This is a genomic window from Streptomyces sp. YIM 98790 (assembly GCF_011421595.1).
In the GTDB taxonomy this organism is placed as follows: Bacteria; Actinomycetota; Actinomycetes; order Streptomycetales; family Streptomycetaceae; genus Streptomyces.
Genome location: NZ_WTLH01000093.1, coordinates 1 through 24,670, shown reverse-complemented (window position 1 = coordinate 24,670; position 24,670 = coordinate 1). Strand labels below are relative to the sequence as shown.

17 protein-coding genes and 1 pseudogene are annotated in these 24,670 nt (G+C 72.4%); 7 read left to right on the top strand and 11 right to left on the bottom strand.

Annotation, left to right across the window (positions count from 1 at the left end):
* The first annotated feature begins 308 nt into the window (after window positions 1-308).
* The 7 genes from GQS09_RS16505 (at window position 309) to GQS09_RS16475 (ending at window position 9,280) form a co-directional block, all read left to right on the top strand.
* Window positions 309-968, top strand: a complete 660-nt coding sequence (locus GQS09_RS16505; protein ID WP_165986883.1) for a response regulator transcription factor — start codon at window positions 309-311, stop codon at window positions 966-968.
* 145 nt (window positions 969-1,113) lie between these two features.
* Window positions 1,114-2,373: a ribonuclease D gene (locus GQS09_RS16500; protein WP_313896168.1), complete on the top strand. Its 1,260-nt coding sequence runs from the start codon at window positions 1,114-1,116 to the stop codon at window positions 2,371-2,373.
* Between the two features lie 148 nt (window positions 2,374-2,521).
* Complete coding sequence (locus GQS09_RS16495) at window positions 2,522-3,331, top strand: alpha/beta fold hydrolase (RefSeq protein ID WP_165986891.1); 810 nt, start codon at window positions 2,522-2,524, stop codon at window positions 3,329-3,331.
* 15 nt (window positions 3,332-3,346) lie between these two features.
* Entirely contained in the window at window positions 3,347-4,543 is a 1,197-nt protein-coding gene (locus tag GQS09_RS16490) for a SpoIIE family protein phosphatase (RefSeq protein WP_165986881.1), read from the top strand.
* A 148-nt stretch (window positions 4,544-4,691) separates the two neighbouring features.
* Window positions 4,692-5,906 carry an acetyl-CoA C-acyltransferase gene (locus tag GQS09_RS16485; RefSeq protein WP_165986879.1) on the top strand — a complete coding sequence of 405 codons (1,215 nt, stop codon included), beginning with the start codon at window positions 4,692-4,694 and terminating at the stop codon, window positions 5,904-5,906.
* The gene (locus GQS09_RS16480; protein ID WP_165986877.1) at window positions 5,903-8,035 is read left to right on the top strand and encodes a 3-hydroxyacyl-CoA dehydrogenase NAD-binding domain-containing protein; all 2,133 of its coding nucleotides are present in this window, start codon (window positions 5,903-5,905) and stop codon (window positions 8,033-8,035) included. Before GQS09_RS16485 ends, GQS09_RS16480 begins: the two co-directional genes overlap by 4 nt.
* A 207-nt stretch (window positions 8,036-8,242) precedes the next feature.
* A complete protein-coding gene (locus GQS09_RS16475; protein WP_165986875.1) occupies window positions 8,243-9,280 on the top strand; it encodes an LCP family protein in 1,038 nt (345 codons plus the stop codon).
* 69 nt (window positions 9,281-9,349) lie between these two features.
* Here the strand turns inward: GQS09_RS16475 and dxs are convergent, their stop codons facing one another.
* From dxs to GQS09_RS16420, 11 genes and pseudogenes are all read right to left on the bottom strand, one after another.
* Window positions 9,350-11,263 (bottom strand): 1-deoxy-D-xylulose-5-phosphate synthase, encoded by a 1,914-nt coding sequence (gene dxs / locus GQS09_RS16470; protein WP_165986873.1) that lies wholly within the window; start codon window positions 11,261-11,263, stop codon window positions 9,350-9,352.
* A 269-nt stretch (window positions 11,264-11,532) separates the two neighbouring features.
* Window positions 11,533-12,840 (bottom strand): ABC transporter permease subunit, encoded by a 1,308-nt coding sequence (locus GQS09_RS16465; protein WP_165986871.1) that lies wholly within the window; start codon window positions 12,838-12,840, stop codon window positions 11,533-11,535.
* A complete protein-coding gene (locus GQS09_RS16460; RefSeq protein ID WP_165986869.1) occupies window positions 12,837-13,661 on the bottom strand; it encodes an ATP-binding cassette domain-containing protein in 825 nt (274 codons plus the stop codon). Before GQS09_RS16460 ends, GQS09_RS16465 begins: the two co-directional genes overlap by 4 nt.
* A 204-nt stretch (window positions 13,662-13,865) precedes the next feature.
* Entirely contained in the window at window positions 13,866-14,975 is a 1,110-nt protein-coding gene (locus GQS09_RS16455; protein WP_243761475.1) for a sugar ABC transporter substrate-binding protein, read from the bottom strand.
* A 350-nt stretch (window positions 14,976-15,325) separates the two neighbouring features.
* Complete coding sequence (locus GQS09_RS16450) at window positions 15,326-16,534, bottom strand: ROK family transcriptional regulator (RefSeq protein WP_165986887.1); 1,209 nt, start codon at window positions 16,532-16,534, stop codon at window positions 15,326-15,328.
* 182 nt (window positions 16,535-16,716) lie between these two features.
* The gene (locus GQS09_RS16445; protein WP_165986867.1) at window positions 16,717-17,646 is read right to left on the bottom strand and encodes a carbohydrate ABC transporter permease; all 930 of its coding nucleotides are present in this window, start codon (window positions 17,644-17,646) and stop codon (window positions 16,717-16,719) included.
* Window positions 17,647-17,687: 41 nt separating this feature from the next.
* Window positions 17,688-18,749 (bottom strand): carbohydrate ABC transporter permease, encoded by a 1,062-nt coding sequence (locus tag GQS09_RS16440; protein ID WP_399552531.1) that lies wholly within the window; start codon window positions 18,747-18,749, stop codon window positions 17,688-17,690.
* Window positions 18,750-18,903: 154 nt separating this feature from the next.
* Window positions 18,904-20,328 (bottom strand): N-acetylglucosamine/diacetylchitobiose ABC transporter substrate-binding protein, encoded by a 1,425-nt coding sequence (gene ngcE / locus GQS09_RS16435; protein WP_165986865.1) that lies wholly within the window; start codon window positions 20,326-20,328, stop codon window positions 18,904-18,906.
* 404 nt (window positions 20,329-20,732) lie between these two features.
* The gene (acnA, locus tag GQS09_RS16430) at window positions 20,733-23,468 is read right to left on the bottom strand and encodes an aconitate hydratase AcnA (protein ID WP_165986863.1); all 2,736 of its coding nucleotides are present in this window, start codon (window positions 23,466-23,468) and stop codon (window positions 20,733-20,735) included.
* A 228-nt stretch (window positions 23,469-23,696) separates the two neighbouring features.
* On the bottom strand, window positions 23,697-24,086 hold the full coding sequence (locus tag GQS09_RS16425) for a GntR family transcriptional regulator (protein WP_165986860.1): 390 nt from the start codon (window positions 24,084-24,086) through the stop codon (window positions 23,697-23,699).
* Window positions 24,086-24,670, bottom strand: a pseudogene (locus GQS09_RS16420) (hypothetical protein); the annotation flags it as partial. The pseudogene GQS09_RS16420 and the gene GQS09_RS16425, both read right to left, overlap by 1 nt.

The window sequence follows — 24,670 nt, the reverse complement described above, 5'->3', positions numbered from 1 at the left end:
CGTGCGCCGCCCGGACCCGGCGGCGGCCGTTCGGGTGATGCGCGCCGGCCGCCAGGGAGTGCGCCGGGGGCGCACTCCTCTCCGCCATACGCGCCCCCACGTGCCGCAACGCGCGGGAAGCGCGCTCCCGGACGGCGCGCGCCGGCCGCCGCGCCGCAGACCGGGCATCACCGGTTCGTGATCTTTCTCTAAAGGCGCGCGGGGTTCCTGCCGAAGGACTCTATGACCCATGCATCCGGTTCATCCGGAACGCACCGACTCCTGGCAAGGAGTCGCTTCCGTCCCCACCCCCACCCCCGGGAGGCCCGGTGTCTGTTCTCCTCGAGCACCCAACAAGCCTGGTGGCCTACCGCCCGAGCAAGCCCACGGCCATGGTGGTCGTCGCCGACCCCCGTGTCCGTTCCAGCGTGACCCGCCACCTGTGGGCTCTCGGTGTGCGTGACGTGATCGAGGCGTCCTCGGTCGCGGAGGCCCGTCCCCGAGTCGCCAGCCCCCGTGACATCTGCGTCGCCGAGGTCCACCTGCCCGACGGCTCGGGCCTGAGCCTGCTGTCCGAGACCCGGGCCGCGGGCTGGCCCAACGGCCTGGCCCTGTCCGCCGCCGACGACATCGGCGCCGTCCGCAACGCCCTGGCCGGCGGCGTCAAGGGCTACGTGGTCACCGGCACCCGCACCAACCTGGGCCCGCCCAGCCGGCACGGCGCCGCCGCGATGGGGGCCGCGGCCGCCCGGCTGCACCGCCGGCACCCCGGGCAGCAGGGGCACCAGGGATACCGGGAGCTCTCCGGCCGGGAGGTGGAGGTGCTGCGGCTGGTGGCGGAGGGCCAGTCGAACAAGGCGATCGGCGTCTCCATGGGGCTGTCCGCGCTGACCGTGAAGAGTCACCTGGCACGGATCGCGCGCAAGCTGGGCACCGGCGACCGGGCCGGGATGGTCGCCGTCGCCCTGCGGACCGGCATCATCCACTGACGCCCGGGGGCCCGTGTCCCGTGTCCCGTGTCCCGCGGGGTGTGCGAGGAGCCTCGCACACCCCGCGGGACACTTCCCGTAGGGGGAACGGTCGACAATCCGCCATGCGCCGTATACACCGTGCGCACACAGTTACCCTTGACGGGTGACCGACGCCCAGCAGACCGCCGCCGCCTCCCCGCCGTCCGCCGCTGCGCAGTCCCCCGGTCCCGCTCCCGTACCGCTGCTCGCACCCCGGGAGCCGATGCCCCCGGTCACCGCCGACGCCGCGGCGTTCGCCGGGCTGACCGAGGCCTTCGCCGCCGGCTCCGGCCCGGTGGCGGTGGACGCCGAACGGGCCTCCGGCTACCGGTACGGCCAGCGGGCCTATCTGGTCCAGCTCCGCCGCAAGGGCGCCGGCACCGCGCTGGTCGACCCGGTGGGGTGCCCGGATCTCTCCGCGCTGGGCGAGGTGCTGGCCGGCACCGAGTGGGTGCTGCACGCCGCCACCCAGGATCTGCCCTGCCTGCGGGACATAGGCATGGTCCCGACCCGGCTGTTCGACACCGAACTGGCCGCCCGGCTGGCCGGTTTCTCCCGCGTGGGCCTGGGCGTGATGGTGGAGACCCTGCTGGGTTACGCGCTGGAGAAGGGCCACTCGGCCGTGGACTGGTCCACCCGCCCGCTGCCCGAGCCCTGGCTGCGCTACGCCGCGCTGGACGTGGAGCTGCTGATCGATCTCCGGGACGCGCTGGAGGACGAGCTGACCCGGCAGGGCAAGCTGGACTGGGCCCGGCAGGAGTTCGCGGCCATCGTCGCCGCCCCGCCGCCCGAGCCCCGCAAGGACCCCTGGCGGCGCACCTCGGGCATGCACAAGGTGCGCCGGCGGCGGCAGATCGCCGCGGTGCGCGAGCTGTGGCAGGCGCGCGACGAGATCGCCCGCCGCCGCGACCTGTCCCCCGGCAAGGTGCTGCCGGACGCCGCCATCGTGGCCGCCGCCCAGGCCATGCCGGCGGATGTGCGGACCCTGGCCGGGCTGCCCGGCTTCGGGCACCGGATGAGCCGCCGCCAGCTCATGCAGTGGCTGTCCGCCGTGGACCGCGCGCGGCGGCTGCCCGAGTCCGAGCTGCCGCAGCCCGGGCAGAACTCCTCCGGTCCGCCGCCGCCCCGCTCGTGGGCGGACAAGGACCCGGTGGCCGCGGCCCGGCTGGCGGCCGCGCGGGCGGCGGTGACCGCGCACGCCGAGCGGCTGAATCTGCCCCAGGAGAACCTGCTGGCGCCGGACACCGTGCGCCGGCTGTGCTGGGAACCCCCGGGCGAGCCCACCGAGGAGGCGGTCACCGGGGCGCTGCGCCGCCTGGGGGCCCGGGAGTGGCAGATCGAGCAGACCGTCCCGCTGCTCACCCAGGCGCTGGCCGCCGCCTGATCCCCGCCCCGCCGCGGCACCCGGCCGGTCCCGTCCCGGCCCCGGCTGACCCCTGCCCGGAATGGGCTTATGGTGAGGACATGGAGCGCATTGTCCGTATCTGCTGCGCCCACCGTGCCGTGTCCGGGCCGTGCGATCCGGGACCGTGATGGACGTACTGCGCAGAAACCACGTCCGGGTGACCGGCCGCCCGGACGGGCCGCCGCTGCTGCTGGCACACGGCTTCGGCTGCGACCAGAACATGTGGCGCCTGGTCACGCCCCGGCTGGCTCCCGACTTCCGGATCCTGCTGTTCGACTACGTGGGGGCCGGCGACTCGGACCTGAGCGCCTGGCGGGAGGAGCGGTACAGCTCCCTCGAGGGATACGCGCAGGACATCATCGAGGTGCTGCACGCGCTGGACCCGGGACCGGTGGTGTACGTGGGCCACTCGGTCAGCGCCATGACCGGGGTGGTGGCCGCGCTGCGCGAACCGGAGCTGTTCTCGCGGCTGGTGCTGCTCACCCCCTCCCCCCGCTACCTGGACGACACCGGGTACCGGGGCGGCTTCTCCCGGCAGGACATCGACGAACTGCTGGAGTCGCTGGAGAGCAACTACCTGGGCTGGTCCTCCCGGATGGCGCCGGTCATCATGGACACCCCCGACCGGCCGGAACTCCAGGAGGAGCTGACCAACTCCTTCTGCCGGACCGATCCGGCCGCCGCCCGGGCCTTCGCCCGGGCCACCTTCCTCTCCGACAACCGGGCCGATCTGCGGCAGGTCACGCTGCCCACGCTGGTGATCGAGGCGGCGCACGACTCCCTCGCGCCCCGCGAGGTGGGCGCCTATGTGCGGGACGCGATCCCGGACAGCACCCTGGTCACCCTGGACGCCCGCGGCCACTGCCCGCATCTGAGTGCGCCCGGGGCGACGGCGGCGGCGATCGCCGCGTTCGCCGCCCCGGGCGCCGCCGCCTAGGCCGGGGCGGGGCGGGTGTCCCGGGAAGCGGCACCGAAGGGCGGCGCCGAGGACCTGTTCCAGCGGGCGCCGTGCGGCTATCTGTGCACCCGGACGGACGGCACCGTGGTCACGGTGAACGACACCCTGCTGTCCTGGCTGGGCCGGCGGCGTGCGGACCTGGTGGGCCGGGCGCACTTCACCGACCTGCTCACGGTGGGCGGCAGGATCTACCACGAGACCCACTTCGCCCCGCTGCTGCGTCTCCAGGGCGAGGTCAGCGGCATCGCGCTGGAGCTGCGCACCGCCGCCGGCGGCCGGCTGCCGGTGCTGGTCAGCTCGGCGCTGTCGCCCGCCGACGGAGACGGGCCGGAGCTGGTCCGGACCGCGCTGCTGGCCGCCCGGGACCGCCGGGCCTACGAGACCGAGCTGCTGCACGCCCGCCGGGAGGCCGAGCGGGAGCGGGAACGGCTGGAGCGGCTGGCCGGCACGCTGCAGCGGGTGCTGCTGCCGCCCGCGCTCCCGCCGGTGCCGGGCCTGGAGGTGGCCGCGCACTACCACGTCGCCTCCGCCGACGAGGTCGGCGGCGACTTCTACGACCTCTTCCCGCTGCCCGGGGAGCGCTGGGCGGCGGTGATGGGCGACGTGTCCGGCAAGGGCGCGCCCGCCGCCGCGCTGACCTCCCTGCTCCGTCACACCGTGCGGGCCGCCACCCTGTACGACCCGGATCCGGTCGCCGTGCTCTCCCACGCCAACACGGTGCTCGCCACCGAGCAGCGGGAGGAGGACGAGCCCAGGTTCTGCACGGCGGTCTACGGGCTGCTCCGGCCGGAGCGGACGGCACAGCGGACGGCACGGGGCTGCACCGTCACCCTGGCCTCGGGCGGTCATCCCCCGGCGGTGCTGCTGCGCGCCCGGGGCGGCGCCGGTTTCGTCCCCACGCCCGGCGGGCAGCTGATCGGTGCACTGCCGTCGGCCGACATCGCGGTCACCACCGCGCACCTGGCCCCGGGAGACACCCTGCTGCTGTACACCGACGGGCTGATCGAGGCCCGGTCGGGGAACCGCCCCGGCGCCGCCCGTTACGACGAGGAGGCGCTGCTGGAGTTCCTGGGCGGGCTCGCCCCCGCCTCGGCCGCGGCCACCGTCACCGCGGTGACCGGGCTGCTGGAGGGCTTCGGTCCGGGGCTGGAGGACGACACCGCGCTGCTGGCGCTGGGCGTGCCGCTGTGAGCCGCGCCGCACCCTGCGGGGGCGGCCCTTGCCAGCGAGTTACTCGCTAGTAGCATGAAGGTGGCCCGGACCGCTTCCCGGCGCCCGGAGCACCGCAGGGACAAGCGCACCATCCGGCGCAAAGCCGCGCATCTGGAGGAGAGCCATCGTGCCTCGTACCGTCAGGGACGTCGTCTTCGTGGACGGCGTCCGCACCCCGTTCGGAAAAGCGGGCCCGAAGGGCATGTACCACGAGACCCGCGCCGACGACCTGGTCGTCAAGTGCATTCGCGAGCTGCTGCGCCGCAATCCGGGCCTGCCGCCGGAGCGGGTCGAGGAGGTGGCCATCGCCGCCACCACCCAGATCGGCGACCAGGGCCTGACCATCGGCCGGACCGCCGCCCTGCTGGCCGGACTGCCCACCACCACCCCCGGCTACGCCATCGACCGGATGTGCGCCGGCGCCATGACCGCGGTGACCACCACCGCCGGCGCCATCGCCTTCGGCTCCGCCGACATCGCCATCGCGGGCGGCGTGGAGCACATGGGCCGCCACCCGATGGGCGAGGCCGTGGACCCCAACCCGCGCTTCGTCTCGGAGAAGCTGGTCGACGAGTCCGCCCTGTTCATGGGCATGACCGCGGAGAACCTGCACGACCGCTTCCCGCGGCTGACCAAGCAGCGCGCCGACGAGTACGCGGCGCGCAGCCAGGAGAAGGCCGCCAAGGCGTACGCCGACAACAAGATCCAGCCGGATCTGGTGCCGGTCGCCGTCCGCCGCACCGACGAAGCGGGCGGGGAGACCGGCTGGGGCCTGGCCACCGCCGACGAGCCGATGCGGCCGGGCACCACGGTGGAGCAGCTGGCCGGGCTGAAGACCCCGTTCCGCGCCCACGGCCGGGTGACCGCGGGCAATGCCGCGGGCCTGAACGACGGCGCCACCGCGTCGGTCGTCGCGGCCGAGGAGACCGCCCGCGAGCTGGGCCTGCCGGTGAAGATGCGCCTGGTGGCCTACGCCTTCGCGGGCGTGGAACCGGAGGTGATGGGCGTCGGCCCGATCCCCTCCACCGAGAAGGCCCTGGCCCAGGCCGGGCTGACCATGGACGACATCGGCCTGCTGGAGATCAACGAGGCGTTCGCCGTCCAGGTGCTCTCCCTGCTGGACCACTACGGCATCGCCGACGACGACCCGCGGGTCAACCAGTACGGCGGCGCCATCGCCTTCGGGCACCCGCTGGCCTCCTCCGGTGTGCGGCTGATGACACAGCTCGCCCGGCAGTTCGAGGAGCAGCCGCACGTCCGCTACGGCCTGACCACCATGTGCGTCGGCTTCGGCATGGGCGGGACCGTCATCTGGGAGAACCCCCACTGGGAGGGCAAGTGAGCAGCACCGCAGAGCTTCTCAAGGGGGCGGCCGAGCTGTTCCCCGACGAGGTCGTCACCACCGCGCACGTCCGTCACCTGGACCTGCCGCAGGGCGCCGGGCGGTTCGCCCTGATCACCCTGGACAACGGCCTGGACCACACCAAGCCGACCACCTTCGGCCCGCAGTCGCTGGCCCGTCTCGACGCGGCGCTGGACCGGGTGGCGGCCGAGGCCGAGGCCGGCGAGATCGTCGGCGTGGGCCTGACCGGCAAGCCGTTCGTCTTCGCGGTGGGCGCCGACCTCAAGGGCGTGGCGCTGCTGAAGACCCGCGACCAGGCGCTGGCCATCGGCCGGGGCGGGCACGAGGTGTTCCGCCGGCTGGCCGCCCTGGGCGTGCCGACCTTCGCCTACTACAACGGCGCGGCCATGGGCGGCGGCGTGGAGGCGGGCCTGCACTGCACCTACCGCACGGTGGCCCGGCAGCTGCCGGCCTTCGCGCTGCCCGAGGTCTTCCTGGGCCTGGTGCCCGGCTGGGGCGGCTGTGCACTGCTGCCCAACCTGATCGGCGCCGACCGGGCCGTGCAGGTGATCGTGGAGAACGCGCTCAGCCAGAACCGGATGCTCAAGGGCCCGCAGGTCTACGAGCTCGGCATCGCGGACGCGATCTTCGACTCGGCGGACTTCCTGGAGCAGTCGCTGCTGTGGACCTCGGCGGTGCTGCGCGGCGAGATCGAGGTGGCCCGGCCGGAGCCGGACCGCGGCGAGGCGTGGGACCTGGCGGTGGAGCGCGGCCGGGCGTTCGCCGACTCCAAGGTGCACGGCGCGGCCCCGGCCGCCTACCGGGCGCTGGACATCGTCGCCCAGGCCAGGAACGGCGACCTGCGGGCCGCCTTCGACGCCGAGGACCGGGCGCTGGCCGACCTGATCATGGGCGAGGAGCTGCGCAGCGGCATCTACGCCTTCAACCTGGTGCAGAAGCGGGGCAAGCGGCCGGCCGGGGCGCCGGACACGTCGCTGGCCCGGCCGGTGACCAAGGTGGGCGTGGTCGGCGCCGGGCTGATGGCCTCGCAGCTCGCGCTGCTGTTCGTGCGCCGCCTCCAGGTGCCGGTGGTGCTCACCGACATCGACCAGGAGCGCGTGGACAAGGGCGTGGCCTGGGTGCACGAGCAGATCGACTTCCTGCTGCTCAAGGGCCGGATCACGCAGGACACGGCGAACCGGCTCAAGGCCCTGGTCACGGGCGAGCTGGACAAGGCCGCGGCCTTCTCCGACGCCGACTTCGTGATCGAGGCGGTGTTCGAGGAGATGGGCGTCAAGCGGCAGGTGTTCGCCGAGCTGGAGGCGGTGGTGCCGGAGCACGCCATCCTGGCCACCAACACCTCCTCGCTGTCGGTCACCGAGATGGCGTCGGAGCTCACCCGCCCGGAGCGGGTGGTGGGCTTCCACTTCTTCAACCCGGTGGCGGTGCTCCCGCTGCTGGAGGTGGTGCGGGCGGAGCGGACCGACGATGCCTCGCTGGCCACCGCCTTCGCCGTGGCCAAGCAGCTGAAGAAGACCGCGGTGCTGGTCAAGGACGCCCCGGCGTTCGTGGTCAACCGCATCCTGACCCGCTTCATGGGCGAGGTGCTGCGCTCCATCGACGAGGGCACCCCGGTGGAGGTCGCGGACCGGGCGCTGGCACCGCTGGGCCTGCCGATGAGCCCGATCGAGCTGCTGGAGCTGGTCGGCCCGGCCGTCGCGCACCATGTGGGCGGCACCCTGCACGCCGCCTTCCCGGAGCGGTTCTCCGTCTCGCCCAACCTGGACCGGGTGGTCAAGGCGGGCAAGAAGACCTTCTACGTGCACGACTCGGGCAAGCCGGAGCTGGACCCGGAGGTCGCCGCCCTGTTCGAGACGGGCGACACCGTGCTCAGCGAGGAGCAGGTGCGGGACCGGGCGCTGTCCGCCATCGCCGAGGAGATCGGGCTGATGCTGCGCGAGGGCGTGGTCGCCGAGGCGCAGGACATCGACCTGTGCCTGATCACCGGCGCCGGCTGGCCGTTCCACCTGGGCGGCATCACGCCGTACCTGGACCGGGAGGGCATCTCGGAGCGGACCGTCGGGGCCCGCTTCCTGCCCCGCGGGGTGGCCAGCGTGCCCGAGTCCTGATCCCGGTCCGGGAGGCTCCGTCTCCCGGCCTGCGGTCCTGGCCACGGGGCCCGTCCGCCGCGATCCGCGGCGGACGGGCCCCGTCGCGGTCGGGTACGTAACACCCGTCACAGCCGTGGCGCACTGACACCCCGGCCATTACGGACATACCATCGGTTGTCACTCCTTCCTGCGCATGTGATCATTTATCCAAGGGAGCCGGAACCGATGCCCCATCGCGAGCGCCCGCCGCTGCGCCCCCTCGGCCGCGCCGGCCGCGCCCGCCGCATCCGCCGGATCGTGCTGTGGACCGCGGCCGGGGTGGTGCTGTTCACCGCCGGGCTGGGCAGCTGGCTGTACCACCGGCTGGACACCAGCCTGAACAGCGTGGACATCGAGGCGGAGCTGGGCACCGCCCGGCCGGAGCCGGACCCGGGCTCGGCCCGGACCCTGCTGGTGGTGGGCACCGACTCGCGGACCGCGCCCGATCCGGAGGACGCGCAGACCGACGACCGCCCCGAGCCGCCCGAGTCGTCGTTCTCGACCATGGTGCTGCGCCTGCCGGACAACGGGACCCCGCCCACCGCGGTCAATCTCCCGCCCCGGCTCCGGGTGACCGCCCCGCGCTGCGCCGCCACCGCCCCGGACGCGGAGACGGACACCGCCCCGGACGCCGACGCGGACGCCGGGACGGACGCCGGGACGGAGGCCCGGACGGAGGCCCGGACGGAGGCCCGGACGGGGGACGCACCCGTGCCGCTCGCCGTGCTGCACGCCGAGGGCGGGCCGAGCTGCCTGGTCCGGGCGGTGGAGGAGCTGTCCGGCATCCGGATGGACCACTACATCGAGGTGGACTTCGCGGGAATCGGTGAACTCGCCGCCGCGCTGGACGCCCCGGCCTCCCCGCCGGACGGCGACGGGGCGGGCTCCGCGAACGGGCTGGAGCCGCAGCAGCGGGAACTGCTGCATCTGCTGGGCGAGGTGCAGCGGCAGGGCGTGCTGACCAGCCCGGCCCAGCTCTACCGGGTCGCCGACGCGGCGGCCGGCGCGCTGACCACCGACGCCGAACTGGCCTCGCTCTCCGGCCTGCTGGCGTTCGTCCGGGATCTGGAAACGGGCGGCGCGGCGGGGGTGGCCACACTGGCCCTGCCCGCCGACCCGGCGGAGGGCGAGGCCGTCTGGCAGTCGCTGCGCGCCAACCGCCCGGTCACCGCCGACGGCGCCGGCGCCGCCCGCGACAGCACGGCCCCGCCGGCCACGGACTGAGGACCGGCCCGGCGGCACGGCGGCCGGCGCCCCGGCGGCACGGCGGACGCCGGGGCGGAACCGCGGCCTTCAGGCGGTGGGGGTGACGTTCAGCTGCTTCTCCAGCCGGGAGACCAGGCCGGTGACCTCGCGGGCGATGTCCGGACCGGTGAGACCGAGGGAGGTCAGCAGTTCGCCGCGGGAGGCGTGCTCCTGGAACTCCGGCGGGATGCCGAAGTTGCGCACCGGGATGTCCACCTCGGCGTCGCGCAGCGCCTGGGCGACCGCGGCGCCCACGCCGCCGGCGCGGCAGTTGTCCTCGACGGTGACCACCACCTTGTGCCGGGCGGCCAGGCCGGGCAGCGCCGGGTCGACGGGCTTGACCCAGCGGGGGTCGACCACGGTGGTGGTGATGCCGTGCTGGTCGAGGACTTCCGCGGCCTCCAGGCAGACCGGGGCGAGCGCCCCGACGGACAGCAGCAGCACGTCCGCGGGCTCCTCCTCGGCGGCCCCGGCGGGACGGCGCAGGACGTCCATGCCGCCGACGGTGCCGACGGCCGGCACCGCGGGGCCGACCGCGCCCTTGGAGTAGCGGACCACGGTGGGGGCGTCGCGCACCTCGACGGCCTCCCGGAGCTGGAGGCGGAGCTGCTCGGCGTCGCGCGGCGCGGCCAGCCGCAGGCCGGGGACCACCTGGAGGATGGACATGTCCCACATGCCGTGGTGGGAGGGGCCGTCCGGGCCGGTGATGCCGGCCCGGTCCAGCACGAAGGTGACGCCCAGCCGGTGCAGGGCGACGTCCATCAGCAGCTGGTCGAAGGCGCGGTTGAGGAAGGTCGCGTAGACGGCGAAGACCGGGTGCAGACCGCCGAAGGCCAGTCCGGCGGCGGAGACCGCGCCGTGCTGCTCGGCGATGCCGACGTCGAAGACCCGGTCCGGGAACTCGTCGGCGAACTTCTTCAGGCCGACCGGGCGGAGCATGGCCGCGGTGATGGCGACGATGTCCTCGCGCTCGCGGGCGATCTCCACGATCTCGTCCCCGAAGACGGAGGTCCAGTCGGCGCCGCCGACGGAGACCGGGAGACCGGTGTCGGGGTGGATCACGCCGACGGCATGGAACTGGTCGGCCTCGTCGTCCCGGGCGGGCTGGTAGCCGCGGCCCTTCTCGGTGAGGCAGTGCACGATGACCGGGCCGCCGAACCGCTTGGCGCGCAGCAGGGCGGACTCCAGGGCCGGGATGTCGTGGCCGTCGATGGGGCCGACGTATTTCAGGCCGAGGTCCTCGAACATGCCCTGCGGGGCGATGATGTCCTTCAGGCCCTTCTTGGCGCCGTGCAGGGCGTCGTGCAGCGGCTTGCCCACGACCGGGGTGCGGTTGAGCAGCTCCTTGCCGCGGTTGAGGAAGCGCTCGTAGCCGTCGGTCATCCGCAGGGTGGCCAGATGGTCGGCCAGGCCGCCGATGGTGGGCGAGTAGGAGCGCTCGTTGTCGTTGACCACGATCACCAGCGGGCGGTCCTGGGCGGCGGCGATGTTGTTCATCGCTTCCCAGGCCATGCCGCCGGTCAGGGCGCCGTCGCCGGTGACCGCCACCACGTGGTGGTCCCGGCCCATGAGCTGGTTGGCCTTGGCCAGGCCGTCGGCCCAGCCGAGCACCGTCGAGGCGTGGCTGTTCTCGATGACGTCGTGCTCGGACTCGGTCTGCGAGGGGTAGCCGGCCAGCCCGCCCCGGGAGCGCAGCCGGCTGAAGTCCTGGCGGCCGGTGAGCAGTTTGTGGACGTAGGACTGGTGGCCGGTGTCCCACAGGATGCGGTCGGCCGGTGAGTCGAACACCCGGTGCAGGGCGATGGTCAGCTCCACCACGCCCAGGTTCGGGCCGAGATGGCCGCCGGTCTTGGCGACCGAGGTGATGAGGAAGGTCCGGATTTCCTCTGCGAGCTGTCCGAGCTGCTCGGGGTTGAGTCCGTCGAGATCGCGCGGTCCCGTGATGCGGGTCAGCAGCGCCACCCGTTGCCTCCTTGCTTCCACCGCGGGCCGCCGCCGTGCAGCCCGGTCGTCCGTGTGTCCGGTGTGGTCCGGCGGGTCAATCCGTCGAGTCTAATCTTCCACGGCCCTCGGCTGACGTCTCAGGATGCGAGATAGCTCACCTGTTCGCGCCGCTGCCTGCATCGTAAGTTCCGGGCCGCTTCGAACGGCCCGGAACATACGATCATTTTTTGACCGGATTTGAACGACAGACAGACCGTTCGCCCGACTTGTCCGGCGGTCCGGCCGGTTCAGGTACGGCCGGCGGTGCGCTGGGTGCGGCGGGACACCGAGTCCACCGTGACCGCGATCAGCAGCACCGCTCCGGTGATCATGAACTGGATGGCGCTCTGCATGCCCAGCAGGTCCAGGCCGATGGTGATCGACTGGATGACCAGGGTGCCCAGCAGGGCCGACCACACCCAGCCGCGCCCGCCGAACAGCGAGGTGCCGCCGATCACCGCCGCGGCGATGACGTTCATCAGCAGGTTCCCCGAGCCCAGGCTCTTGCTGGCACCGCCGGACTGGGCGGCGATGAACAGCCCGCCGAAGGCGGCCAGCGCACCCGCGATGCAGAACACCGTCAGCCGCACCATCTCCACGTTGATGCCGGCCCGGCGGGCCGCCTCGGCATTGCCGCCGACCGCGAAGATCTGCCGCCCGTAGCGGGTGCGGCGGACCATGAAGTCCACCAGGACCAGGATCACCAGGAAGATCACCAGCGCCAGCGGCAGCCCCCGGTGCTCGTTGAGCATGTAGGCCACGGCGAAGGCGGCGGCCGCCACCAGCACCACCCGCAGCACGATCTCGCTGCGCAGCCGGACCGGCAGCCCGGCCGCGGCCCGCCGCCGCTCGGACAGCACCAGCGCCAGCGCATAGCCCGCGGTGAGCAGCACGGCCAGGCCCCAGGCGAAGGCCCGGTCGCTGAAGTACTGGCCGTACAGGTCCCGCACCAGGCTGTCGCGCGGGATGTTGATGGTGCCCTCCTCGCCCATCACCCAGATCTGCAGACCGCTCCAGCCCAGGAAGCCGGCCAGGGTGACCACGAAGGCCGGCACCCCGACCTTGGCGAAGAAGAAGCCGTGCACCGCGCCGACCAGGGCCCCGGCCGCCACCGCGGCGGCGATGGCCACCAGGTCGTACACCCCGTTGGTGACGGACAGGGCGGCCCACAGCGCGGCACTGAGGCCGGCCACCGAGCCGACCGACAGATCGATCTCGCCGAGCAGCAGCACCAGCACGATGCCGACCGCCATGATGCCCGGTCCGGCGATGTAGACGGTGAGGTTGCTGAGGTTGCGCGGGGTGAGGAAGTTCCCGGTCAGCGACTGGAAGACGACCGCGATCACGATCAGGCCGAGCACCACCGGGATGGCGCCCAGCTCGCCGCCGCGGATCTTGCGCCGGAACTCCTCCAGATAGCCCAGCAGGCCGCGCTCGCGCACCAGCAGCCGCGGGTCCGGGGCGGGCACCCTGGCCGCCGGGGTCATGGGGGCGTCCGACTCCACCCCGGCCTGGTCGGCCTGGTGGGACGGGGCGCCGGGGGTGGGGCTGCTCATCGGGCCTTCTCCGTTCCGCTCTCGCCGCCGGCCGGGGCCGCACCGCCGGTGTGCCGGCGCGCCCGGCGGCGGCTGACGGCGTTGTCGGTGGCACCGGTGATGGCGGAGACGATCTCCTCCTGCGAGGTGGCCTCCATGTCGAAGAGTCCGTTGTTGCGGCCCAGCCGCAACACCGCCACCTCGTCCGCGACCGCCTGCACGTCGGCCATGTTGTGGCTGATCAGGATGACTCCGTGGCCGCGCTCGCGGAGCCGCTCGACCAGGTCGAGCACCTGGGCGGTCTGCTCCACGCCCAGCGCGGCGGTGGGCTCGTCCAGGATGACCAGGTCGGGGTCGCCGATCAGCGCCCGGGCGATGGCCACCACCTGGCGCTGGCCGCCGGAGAGCGAGGCCACCGGGATGCGCACGCTGGGGATGCGGATGGAGAGGGTGTCCAGCAGCTCCCGGGAGCGGCGTTCCATCTCCACCTCGTCCAGCGCCACGCCGTGCACGGTCTCCCGGCCGAGGAAGAGGTTGGCCACCACGTCGAGGTTGTCGCAGAGCGCGAGGTCCTGGTAGACGGTGGCGATGCCGAGGTCCTGGGCGTCGTGCGGCCGGTTGATCCGCACCGGCCTGCCCTTCCACTCGATGACGCCGGTGTCGATGGGATGGACCCCGGCGACGGTCTTGACAAGGGTCGATTTCCCGGCGCCGTTGTCACCGACCAGGGCGGTGACTCGGCCGGAGCGCAGTTCGAGATCCACATCGGTCAGTGCCTGCACGGCACCGAAGCGCTTGGATACTCCGCGCAGCGCCAGCAGGGGTGGTGCGGCGGCGGTCATGGTGGGTTCAGCTCCTTCGCCGCGCCCGGGCGGGCGCGGCGGGTGAGGGGTCGTTGCTCGGGGAGATCGCGGGGAGACACTGCGGGCCGGGGCGGCGGACGCAGACCGGGAGGGCGGCACGGGCCGGACCGGCCGTCCGGTGCCGGGAGGCACCGGACGGCCGCCGGTCCCGCGGTCGCCCCGCGTCCGCGTCCGCGCCGGGCGTCAGCCGGTCAGACCGGCCTCGGCGCACGCCTCGGCGAACTCCGGGGTGCAGATCTCGTCCACGGTGTAGAACTCGTCGGCGATGATGGTGTCCTTGATGTTGTCCTTGGTCACCGCGACGGGGGTGAGCAGCGCGGACGGGATGCCCTCGGTGGTCGGGCTGTCCACGCTCTCCGGGGCCAGGTCGTCGATGCTCTCGCCGTTCAGCAGCCGGACCGCGATCTCGGCGGTCACCTCCGCCTCGGGCACCAGGGCCTTGTAGATCGTGAACGCCTGCTGGCCGCTGACGATGCGCTGGAGCCCGGCGAGTTCGGCGTCCTGGCCGCCGACCGGGATGCCGGTGATGCCCTCGCCCTCCAGGGCGGTGACGATGCCGCCGGCCATGCCGTCGTTGGCGGAGTAGACGGCGTCGAAGCCGTCGTCGCCCAGGGACTGGATGGCGGCGGTCATGGACTGGTTGGCCAGGGCCGGGTCCCAGCCGTCGATGTCGTCCTCGTAGACGATGTCGACCACGCCGTCCAGCACGTCGTGGGCGCCGGCCTTGAACAGGGCGGCGTTGGGGTCGGTGGGCGAACCGTTGATCATGACGACCCGGGCGCCCTCGGCGTTGTCGCCCAGGCTGTCCAGGATCGCCTGGCCCTGGAGCTGGCCGACCCGGTAGTTGTCGTAGGAGACGTAGGCGTCGATGTCGCCCTCGGCCAGCCGGTCGTAGGCGACCACGGGCACGCCCTCGGCCTTGGCCTCGTCCACCCAGCCGGAGGTGGCGCCGGCGTCGAAGGGGTCGAGGATGATCACATCGACGCCCTGGGTCAGCATGGCGTCGAACTGCTGCTTCTGCCGCGAGGTGTCACCCGCGGCATTGCCGTATTCGATCTCGCAGTCCTCACAGAGCTTCTTGATGGTCTGCTCCATGACCGGGCGGTCGAACGCCTCGTAGCGCGTGGTCCAGTCGTCCGGCAGCAGGATGCCGATGGTGCCCTTGCCGTCACCGCCGTCACCGCCGTCACCGCCGCCGTCGCCTCCGTCACCCGCCTCACCGCAGGCCGCCAGGGTGGCCGCCATGGCGATGGCCGCTGTGCCGATCAGCGCACGGCGCAGATGCATCCGCATGGTTGCTCGCCTTCTTCCGCAGGGGCCGCCACGTTGCGGCCGGGTAGGGAGGAGCTAACTCCGCCGCACTGTTGCAGTCAACATCTGAAACATCCAGCTATCAAATCGAGACTGTTCGATTGATTGCCTGGATCCATACCTCCACGCAGAAAACGCTTACCCGGACCCGTAGGTGCGATAAGTCCCTTTTGTTACCCTGATGAATTAATATTGCGCATGAACAAATCCCCCGGAAAAGCCAAGTCGGACCATTCCGGGGGAGTTGATGACAGCTTTCGTCAGCGGACGCGTCCGTTTCCACCCGGTTTGCGTTCACCCAGTAAGCGTTTTCGCAAGGACTCGGCGGAGGCTCAGCCGCGGTCGGTGCGGTCGGTGCGGTCGGTGCCGTTGACCGGGCCGAGCAGCACCCGGTCTCCCATCTCGCGCAGCACCAGGGCGAGCGCGCCCAGCACCTCGGCCCGGCCGCCCAGCGCGCCCGGCACCAGGGTCAGGCCGCGGGCCGCGCCGGGAATGGCGTAGCGGCCGACCGAGTCCCGGATCGGCGCCAGCGCCAGCTCCCCGGCCTCGGCGAGGTCCCCGCCCAGCACCACCCGGCTCGGGTTGAGCAGATTGCACAGGTGGGCCACGCCGTTGCCGATGTGGCGGGCCACGTCCGCGATCACCCGGCGGCAGCCCGGGTCGCCCTCCCGGGCCAGCTGCACCACCCTGGGCATGGTCAGGTCCGTGCCGTGGCTGACCGCAAGCAGCGGCAGCACATGCCGGGCGGCGGCAAAGGTCTCCAGGCAGCCGCGGTTGCCGCAGCGGCACACCGGCCCGGACTCGTCCAGGGTGATGTGCCCGATCTCCCCGGCGGTGCCGCCCGGCCCGCGGTAGATCTGGCCGTTGATCACCAGCCCGGCGCCCACCCCGCTGGCCACCTTGATGTACGCCAGGTCGGCGGCCCCCCGGCCGGCGCCCCACACCAGCTCGCCCAGGGCGCCCAGGTTGGCGTCGTTGTCCACGTGCACCGGCACGCCCATCCGGTCGGCCAGTTCCTCGCGCGGATTGGTGCCGCGCCAGCCCGGCAGGATGGCGGTCGAGCCCAGCGTGCCGGTCTCCACGTCGATCGGGCCGGGCACGCCCAGCCCTATGCCGACGATCTTGCCCCGGTTCACCCCGGCCATCGCGACCAGCCGGGTCACCAGCTTCTCCGCGCGGTCGAAGCCCTGGTCGGCGGAGGCGTCCACATCGAACGGCTCGGCCTCCTCGGCCAGCACCTGCTGCGCCAGATTCCCCACCGCGACCCGCAGATGCGAGTGGCCGAAGTCCACGCCCACCACGATCCCGGCGTCGCTGGACAGCGACACGCTGCGGGCCCGCCGGCCGCCGGCCGAGGTGGTGCGGACGTCCACGGTGCCGAGATCCTTCAGCTCGCGAACGATGTTGGACACGGTCGCGGCGGACAGTCCGGTGGTTCTGGCGATCTCCGCCTGTGTCAGCGATCCCGCCGCCCGCACCGCGCGCACCACGCGCTCCAGGTTGGCCCGGTGCAGCGAAGACTGCGACCCCGGAGTCTCCACCACGGCTCACTCCACTCTCTGTCTCCCCGGGCGGGCACGGCTGCGTCCCCGCCGGCCGCCCCGCCTGGCGGGAGACGGCGCCGAGGCCACTATATGAACCCACGGCACGCCTGTGGATAACGGTGAATGAACCCGGGGCCCCGGAACGTCACCGGACCGGTTCCCGTCCGGGAAGGTTTCCGCTACTTGAGGGCGCCCGCGGTCAGACCGGCCTGCACCTGGCGCTGGAAGGTCAGGTAGACGACCAGGATCGGCAGCATGGCGATGGTCAGCCCGGCGTACAGGGCGCCCCAGTTGGCGTCGTAGGAGCCCTGCTGGACCATGAGCGAGGCCAGGCCCTGGGGCAGCACGAAGTTCTCCTCGTCGGCGTTGTTCAGCACCCGGGGCAGCACGAACTGGTTCCAGTGGCCGAGGAAGTTGAAGATCCCGATGGACACCAGGCCGGGCTTGGCCATGGGCAGCATGATCTGGAAGAAGATCCGGGTGTGCGAGGCGCCGTCGATGGTGGCCGCCTCGTGCACCGCGCCCGGCAGGGTACGGAAGAAGGCGGTCAGGAAGAAGATGGTGAAGGGCAGCGAATACCCGATGTAGACCAGGACCAGGCCGGGCCGGGTGTTCAGCAGGCCCAGGTTGTCCATCACGAAGTAGAGCGGCACCAGGGCCAGGAAGACGGGGAACATCAGGCCGCCGATGAAGAGGTAGTGCACCGCCCGGTTGCCGAGGAAGTCGTAACGGGCGATCACATAGGCGGCCATGGCCCCGAGCAGCATGGTGCCGGTGAGGGAGAAGGCCAGGACGATCACCGAGTTCAGCGCGTAGCGGCCGACGCTGGCCTCGGTCCAGGCGGTGGTGAAGTTCTCCCAGTGGATGCCGGTGGGCAGGCCGAAGGGGTCCCCGGTGATGTCCCCGGTCGGCCTGAGGCTGGACAGCGCGATCCACAGCACCGGACCGACCGCCATCACCACCCACAGGACCAGGAACGAGTGCGCGAAGGCGTTGAGCACCCCGCCCTCGGCGCGGCCGCCGGCCCCGCCGGGCTGCCGGGCGGAGGCGGGCGCGGCCTTGGCCGGGGCGGGGCCGCCGGCGGTGCCGGGCGACGCGGTGGCGGTCATGGTCGGCTCCTCGGGCTTCTCGCGTCTCGCTCGGAACGGGGTCAGAACTCGATCCGGTCACGGCGGCCGACCCGCATCATGACCAGCGTGAACACCAGGGTGATCAGGAACAGCACCACGCCGACGGCGGTGGCGTAGCCGGCCTGGCCCTCCCGGAAGGCCTTCAGGTAGAGGTAGGTGGGCAGCACGTCGAAACCGCCGCGCGGCACCATCACGATGACCAGGGCGAAGGCGTCCAGCGCCTGGATGCCCATGTAGATCCAGCCGGTGCGGACGGTCTCCCAGGTCAGCGGGAAGGTGACCCGGAAGAAGGTGGCGGAGCGGCCGGCCCCGTCCAGCAGTGCGGCCTCGTAGATCTCCTTGGGGATGGCGCCCATGGCGGCGGAGAACAGCACCACGTAGAAGCCGACGAAGGACCAGCACAGCACCAGCAGGATCACCCAGCGGGCCATGGAGCCGCCCAGCCAGTTGTCCTGGGTGAGGGTGTCCAGCCCGACGGCGTCCAGGGAGGTGTTGACCAGGCCGCTGCGCGGGCTGAACACCCGGGCCCAGACGATGGCGATGATGGCCACCGACAGCACCTGGGGGAAGAAGTAGACGATCTTGTAGAAGCCGGCGCCGCGCACCCCGGAGACCGACTCGCTGCGGCGGTGCCGGCCGCCCGCGTTGAGCATGTAGGCGAAGAACAGGCCCAGGGCCAGGGTGAGGACCGGCGCCAGGACCAGCAGCAGCAGGCTGTTGCCCAGGGCGTCCCAGAACCGGTCGTCCTGCCACATGCGGGTGAAGTTGCCGAACCAGATGACGTCGAATTCGGTGCCGAAGCCGGTCCAGTCGGTCAGGGCGTAGAAGAAGGCCTGGAGGAAGGGCCAGACCACCAGCCCGGCGTAGAGCAGCAGCGGCGCGGCCAGGAACCAGCAGACGAAGCGGTACTTGTCCACCGTCCGGTAGCGGCGGTCGTAGCGGACCGTCTCCGGGGTCAGGCGGGGCGGCAGCAGCAGGGACAGGGCCAGCAGCATCCGGGAGGCGGGCGGCGTCCGGCCGGCCGCGCCGCGGCGCGGAGGCGGGGTCGGCGGGTCGACCACCGGGCTGACCTGGGTGTCCATGCCGCTTTCCGTCCCTTGCTCGATAGGCGGACTGTCCGATGTACGGATGGGTCGATCTGCTGACCGGCAGATCCGCGGAGGGTCAGGGTAAGCGGAGCGGGGCGGCCGGCCGCCGGTGCACACACCGGGGGCCGGCCGGTGCCACCGGCTCGGCTCAGAGGTACTTCTCGACGGAGTCGTCGGCGGCGACCGCGTCCGCTCCGGCCTGGATCTTGTCCAGGGCCTCGGCCGCGGTGAGCTCGCCGGCCATCATCTCGCCCATGGCCACGCCCATGACGTCGGAGAAGAAGACCGGGTACCACTCGCGGAAACGGGGGGCGATGATGTTCTCGCCGGCCGCGGCCACCGCCTCCTGGGCGGAGGTCAGGCCCGGCGGCAGTTCCAGGCCGTCGGCCGCGCCCGCCACCGAGGTGAGGGAGGAGACCTTCTCGGTGAAGTTGCGGGCCGAGTCCCTGCTGAGCATGATCCGCAGGAACTCCATGCCGGCCCGGGGGTTGGCGGCGTCCGCGGGGACGATGAAGGGCTCGCCGGCGGTGGCGTAGAGGGTGCCGAAGGGCAGCGCGTCGGAGGAGTCCAGGCCGGTGGCGGCACCGACCGCGATCTGGGCGTCGGGCGCGATGTCCGCCTTGGACTCGTTCTCCAGCCAGGTGCCGCAGGGGATGAACAGGGCCTTGTTCTTGGCCCACTCGGTCTGCGACTCGGTGTGGTTGATGCCGGGGGTGCCGGGCAGCAGATAGCCCTTGGCGGCGATCTCCTCGTACGCCTCGAAGACCGCGACCACCGCGTCGTGCTTCCAGGCGTTGGGTTCCAGCCGGTCGATGGCGTCGAAGACCTCCCGGCCGCCGACCTTGGCCATCATCGGCATCATGGTGAAGGAGAGGTAGCGGGCGTGGTGCCCGGCATACGTCCAGCCGTAGATGTCCTGCTTCTTCGCCTTCTCGCAGACCGCCAGCATCTGGTCCCAGGTCTGCGGATACTCCTCCTCCAGCACCTCGTGCAGGAGTCTGCGGGAGTACCAGGTGCCGTAGACGGTGAAGGCGTAGTTGAGGACGTAGACCTCCTGGCCGCCGTACTGGCCGGACTCCACCGTGCCGGGCAGCAGGGTGTCGCGGACGGGGACCGCCGGGTCGTCCCAGGAGGGGGCGTCGAACAGCGGGCGCAGGTCGGCGACCTGGCCCTCCTTCAGCAGGGCGGGCATCGGCATCAGGTCGGCGCCGGAGTTGTTGATCATGTCCGGCGGGTTGCCGGAGACCATCCTGGCCTGCACCCGGGCGCTGATCTCCTCGGTGGCGTTGTGCTCGACGCTGCCGTAGTGCTCCTCGTAGACGGCGCCGACGTCCTTGGCGTACTGGTCCTCGAAGCCGCCGTTGAAGATGAGGACCTCGACGTCCGCGTCCTCGGCCAGCCCGAACGGGTTGCGCTCGGTGACCTCTCCGGGTTCGTTCTTCTCCTTGCCGCCCCCGCCGCCCCCGCCGCTGGCGCAGGCGGAGAGCACGGTCACGGCGGGCAGCGCGGTCAGACCTGCCGCGGCGGATCTGCGGATCAGGGTGCGGCGGTTGAGGTACGGACTCGACGTCATGCTGGATCTCGCCTTCTCACAGGACTTCTGGGCTGGGATGCCGGGCCTCGGCCGCGGGTCAGTTTCTTTCAGCCGAGCGGGGTGTGGTCCGGTTGCGGACGGCGTGTCGTGTGCGGAGGGATGCGGATGCGTGAGGAGAAAGCGCCTGTTCGGCGGGCGTGGGGGTGGGGGCTGCTCCGGTTCTGGCGAATGGTTTCCGCTTCCGGATAGGTATAGGCCACTCGGCGGGGTGCGACAAGATCGGCGGACAGCTCCGCAAGGAGGCTTTTCCGAGTTGAGACCTGAACGACATCTGCCGCCGGGCGGGCCGGAACGCGGCGAGGGCCGCACCCCCGTGAAACGGGGGTGCGGCCCTCGTCCGCTGCGCCGGGGAGACCCGGCGCGGTGCGCCGCGGCGCCGCTGCCTACCTGCGGATCAGCGAGCGCAGCACGTACTGCATGATGCCGCCGTTGCGGTAGTAGTCGGCCTCGCCCGGGGTGTCGATGCGGACGGTGGCGTCGAACTCCACCCCGGTGTCGGTGGTGACCTTGACGGTGGGCGGGATGGCCGCGTCGTTGAGCGCGGTGATGCCGGTGAGGGAGAAGGTCTCCTCGCCGGTCAGGCCCAGGGTCTCGGCGCTGTGGCCGGGCGGGAACTGCAGCGGCAGCACGCCCATGCCGATCAGGTTGGAGCGGTGGATGCGCTCGTAGGACTCGGCGATGACCGCCCGGACGCCGAGCAGCGCGGTGCCCTTGGCGGCCCAGTCGCGGGAGGAGCCGGAGCCGTACTCCTTGCCGGCCAGCACCACCAGCGGGATGCCGGCGTCCTGGTAGTTCATGGCGGCGTCGTAGATGAAGGAGACCGGCGCCTTGCCGTCCTCGCCGGGCGGCTGGGTGAAGTCGCGGGTGTAGCCGCCCTCGGTGCCGGGCGCGATCTGGTTGCGCAGCCGGATGTTGGCGAAGGTGCCGCGGATCATCACCTCGTGGTTGCCGCGCCGGGAGCCGTAGCTGTTGAAGTCGCGGCGCTCCACGCCGTGCTCCAGCAGGTACTGGCCGGCCGGGGTGTCGGCCTTGATGGCACCGGCCGGGGAGATGTGGTCGGTGGTGACCGAGTCGCCCAGCTTGGCCAGCACCCGGGCGCCGGTGATGTCCAGCACCGGGGCCGGGTCCATGGTCATGCCCTCGAAGTACGGGGGCTTGCGCACATAGGTGGACTCCGGGTCCCACTCGAAGACGGAGCCGGTGGGCACCGGCAGGGACTGCCACTGGGCGTCCCCGGCGAAGACGTCGGAGTAGGAGGAGCCGAACATCTCCTGGCCGATGGCGGAGGCCACGACCTCCTCCACCTCCTGCTCGGAGGGCCAGATGTCGGCCAGGTAGACGGCCTTGCCGTCGTTGTCCAGGCCGAGCGGCTCGCGGGTGATGTCCGTCTTCATGGTGCCGGCGATCGCGTAGGCCACCACCAGCGGCGGGGAGGCCAGGTAGTTCATCTTGACGTCCGGGTTGATCCGGCCCTCGAAGTTGCGGTTGCCGGAGAGCACGGACACCACGGCCAGGTCGTTCTCGTTGACCGCCCGGGAGACCTCGTCCGGCAGCGGGCCGGAGTTGCCGATGCAGGTGGTGCAGCCGTAGCCGACCAGGTTGAAGCCGAGCTTGTCCAGGTAGGGGGTCAGACCGGCCCGGTCGTAGTAGTCCATGACCACCTTGGAGCCCGGGGCCAGGGTGGTCTTCACCCACGGCTTGCGGGTCAGGCCCTTCTCCACCGCCTTCTTGGCCACCAGGGCCGCGCCCACCATCACATAGGGGTTGGAGGTGTTGGTGCAGGAGGTGATGGCGGCGACGGTGACCGCGCCGTGGTCCAGCTCGTAGCTGGAGCCGTCCGGGGCGGTGACGGTGACCGGCTTGCTGGGCACGCCGTTGGAGACGGCCGGGGCGTCGGAGGCCGGGAAGGATTCCTTGCCCGCCTCGTCCAGGTCGGCGTCGCTGACGTAGGCCCGCACGTCCTGGGCGAACTGGGCGGCGGCGTCGGACAGGGCGATGCGGTCCTGGGGGCGCTTGGGCCCGGCGATGGACGGCACCACGGTGGACAGGTCCAGCTCCATGTGCTCGGAGAAGTCGGGCTCGGCGGCCGGGTCCAGCCACAGGCCCTGCTCCTTGGCATAGGCCTCGACCAGGGCGAGCTGCTCCTCGGTGCGGCCGGTGAGCCGCAGGTAGTTGATGGTCTCGGCGTCGATCGGGAAGATCGCGGCGGTGGAGCCGAACTCCGGCGACATGTTGCCGATGGTGGCGCGGTTGGCCAGCGGCACCGCGCCCACGCCCTCGCCGTAGAACTCCACGAACTTGCCGACCACGCCGTGCTTGCGCAGCATCTCGGTGATGGTGAGCACCAGGTCGGTGGCGGTGGTGCCGGTGGGCAGCTCGCCGGTGAGCTTGAAGCCGACCACCCGCGGGATCAGCATGGAGACCGGCTGGCCGAGCATGGCGGCCTCGGCCTCGATGCCGCCCACGCCCCAGCCGAGCACGCCCAGGCCGTTGACCATGGTGGTGTGCGAGTCGGTGCCGACCAGGGTGTCGGGGTAGGCCCTGCCGTCGCGGACCATGACCACGCGGGCCAGGTGCTCGATGTTGACCTGGTGGACGATGCCGGTGCCGGGCGGGACCACCTTGAACTCGTCGAACGCGGTCTGCCCCCAGCGCAGGAACTGGTACCGCTCGCGGTTGCGGCCGTACTCCAGCTCGACGTTCTGCTGGAAGGCGTCGGGGGTGCCGAAGCGGTCGGCGATGACGGAGTGGTCGATGACCAGCTCGGCGGGGGCGAGCGGATTGATCCGGGCCGGGTCGCCGCCCAGCTCCCGCACGGCCTCGCGCATGGTGGCCAGATCCACCACGCAGGGCACGCCGGTGAAGTCCTGCATGATCACCCGGGCGGGGGTGAACTGGATCTCCTGGCCGGGCTGCGCGGAGGCGTCCCAGCCGCCGAGGGCCCGGATGTGATCGGCGGTGATGTTGGTCCCGTCCTCGGTGCGCAGGAGGTTCTCCAGCAGCACCTTCAGGCTGTAGGGGAGGCGGGCCGCACCCTCCACCTTGTCCAGCCGGAAGATCTCGTACGACTTGCCGCCCACCTGCAGTGTGCTGCGGGCGCCGAAGCTGTTCGCCGACACGACAGTCTCCTTCAGTGCATTCGCGTGCGGCTGCCGCTGCTGCCTCCCGGCTTCCTTCCGGCACGCCCTGGGCCGGGGTACGGCGGTCCACGGGGACAGCGGGGCAGCGCCCCTCGACAAGATATCTCGATGTCGAGATACCACCCTAGTACATCACCGCCCGCCGGGCATCCGTCCCCCACCGGGTGTCCCCGGCCCGCCCGTCCCCGGTGCGGGCAACGGCGGGCGTCAGGTGCCGGGGCCGGGGACCGGGCCGTCGGGGCGGCCGGCCAGAACGGAACGCACCAGTTCGACGATCTTCTCGTCGGCCATCCCCAGGGCCCGTCCCTCCTCGGCCACCTGCCGCGCGGCCCGGGCCAGCCGGGCGCGGGACGGCGAGGCGCCGCCCGCCACCACCGCCCCGCGGCCCCGGCGCAGCTCGATCAGGCCCTCCTCGCGGAGCTTCTGGTAGCCGCGCAGCACGGTGTGCATGTTCACGCCGAGCGATCCGGCGAGTTCGCGGGCCGGGGGCAGCCGGTCGCCGGGGGACGCGGCGCCGTCGGCCACGGCACCGCGCACGCAGGCGGCGATCTGCTCCCCGAGCGGCACCGGGGAAGCGGGGTCCACCCGGAACAGCATCAGCCGCGGCCCTCCGCCTCGTCTCGTCCGTCCGGCCGGGCGGGAGGCAGGGCGTCGCGCCCGCTGCCGCGCCGCTCCAGCAGCCCGTTGAGCAGGGCCGCGGCCGTGGCGGCGTCGTCCACGGTGACCACGAACTCGCGGCCGGTGACCAGCCGCAGGGAGAGCGCCTCGCCGGAGCGCAGCACCAGTCCGGTCGCCCCGGCCCGCAGCCGGTAACCCCAGCCGCCGAACTCGCGCAGCGCCTCCACCCGGCGGACCCGCGCGCCGCTGATCCGGGCCAGCGGCACGGAGATCCGCGGGTGCGGCAGCGGCAGGGGACGGACCCGCAGGCCGTCACGGTCCACGACGACCCGGACCGTGGTGGCCGCGGCCAGCAGCAGGGCGGAGAGCAGCAGGAGGACGGCGGCCGGCCACAGGCCGGGCCGGGAGAAGGCGGCGACGGAGCAGCCGACCGCGGCCGGCGCCGAGGACAGCGCCGCCCAGCGCAGCGAGCGGGAGCCGATCGTGCGGCTCCACACGGCCGCCTCGCCGGGCTCCAGCGGCAGCCCGGCCGGCCGCTCCCCCGCGTCCCCGGCCCCCGCCGT

Coding starts and splice junctions, on each gene's coding strand:
- GQS09_RS16425 (WP_165986860.1), bottom strand. CDS start 24,086: ATGCTGTTCCGGGTGGACCCCGCTTCCCCGGTGCCGCTCGGGGAGCAG.
- GQS09_RS16445 (WP_165986867.1), bottom strand. CDS start 17,646: ATGACCGCCACCGCGTCGCCCGGCACCGCCGGCGGCCCCGCCCCGGCC.
- ngcE (WP_165986865.1), bottom strand. CDS start 20,328: ATGACGTCGAGTCCGTACCTCAACCGCCGCACCCTGATCCGCAGATCC.
- GQS09_RS16440 (WP_399552531.1), bottom strand. CDS start 18,749: ATGGACACCCAGGTCAGCCCGGTGGTCGACCCGCCGACCCCGCCTCCG.
- GQS09_RS16475 (WP_165986875.1), top strand. CDS start 8,243: ATGCCCCATCGCGAGCGCCCGCCGCTGCGCCCCCTCGGCCGCGCCGGC.
- GQS09_RS16460 (WP_165986869.1), bottom strand. CDS start 13,661: ATGACCGCCGCCGCACCACCCCTGCTGGCGCTGCGCGGAGTATCCAAG.
- GQS09_RS16455 (WP_243761475.1), bottom strand. CDS start 14,975: ATGCGGATGCATCTGCGCCGTGCGCTGATCGGCACAGCGGCCATCGCC.
- GQS09_RS16465 (WP_165986871.1), bottom strand. CDS start 12,840: ATGAGCAGCCCCACCCCCGGCGCCCCGTCCCACCAGGCCGACCAGGCC.
- GQS09_RS16495 (WP_165986891.1), top strand. CDS start 2,522: ATGGACGTACTGCGCAGAAACCACGTCCGGGTGACCGGCCGCCCGGAC.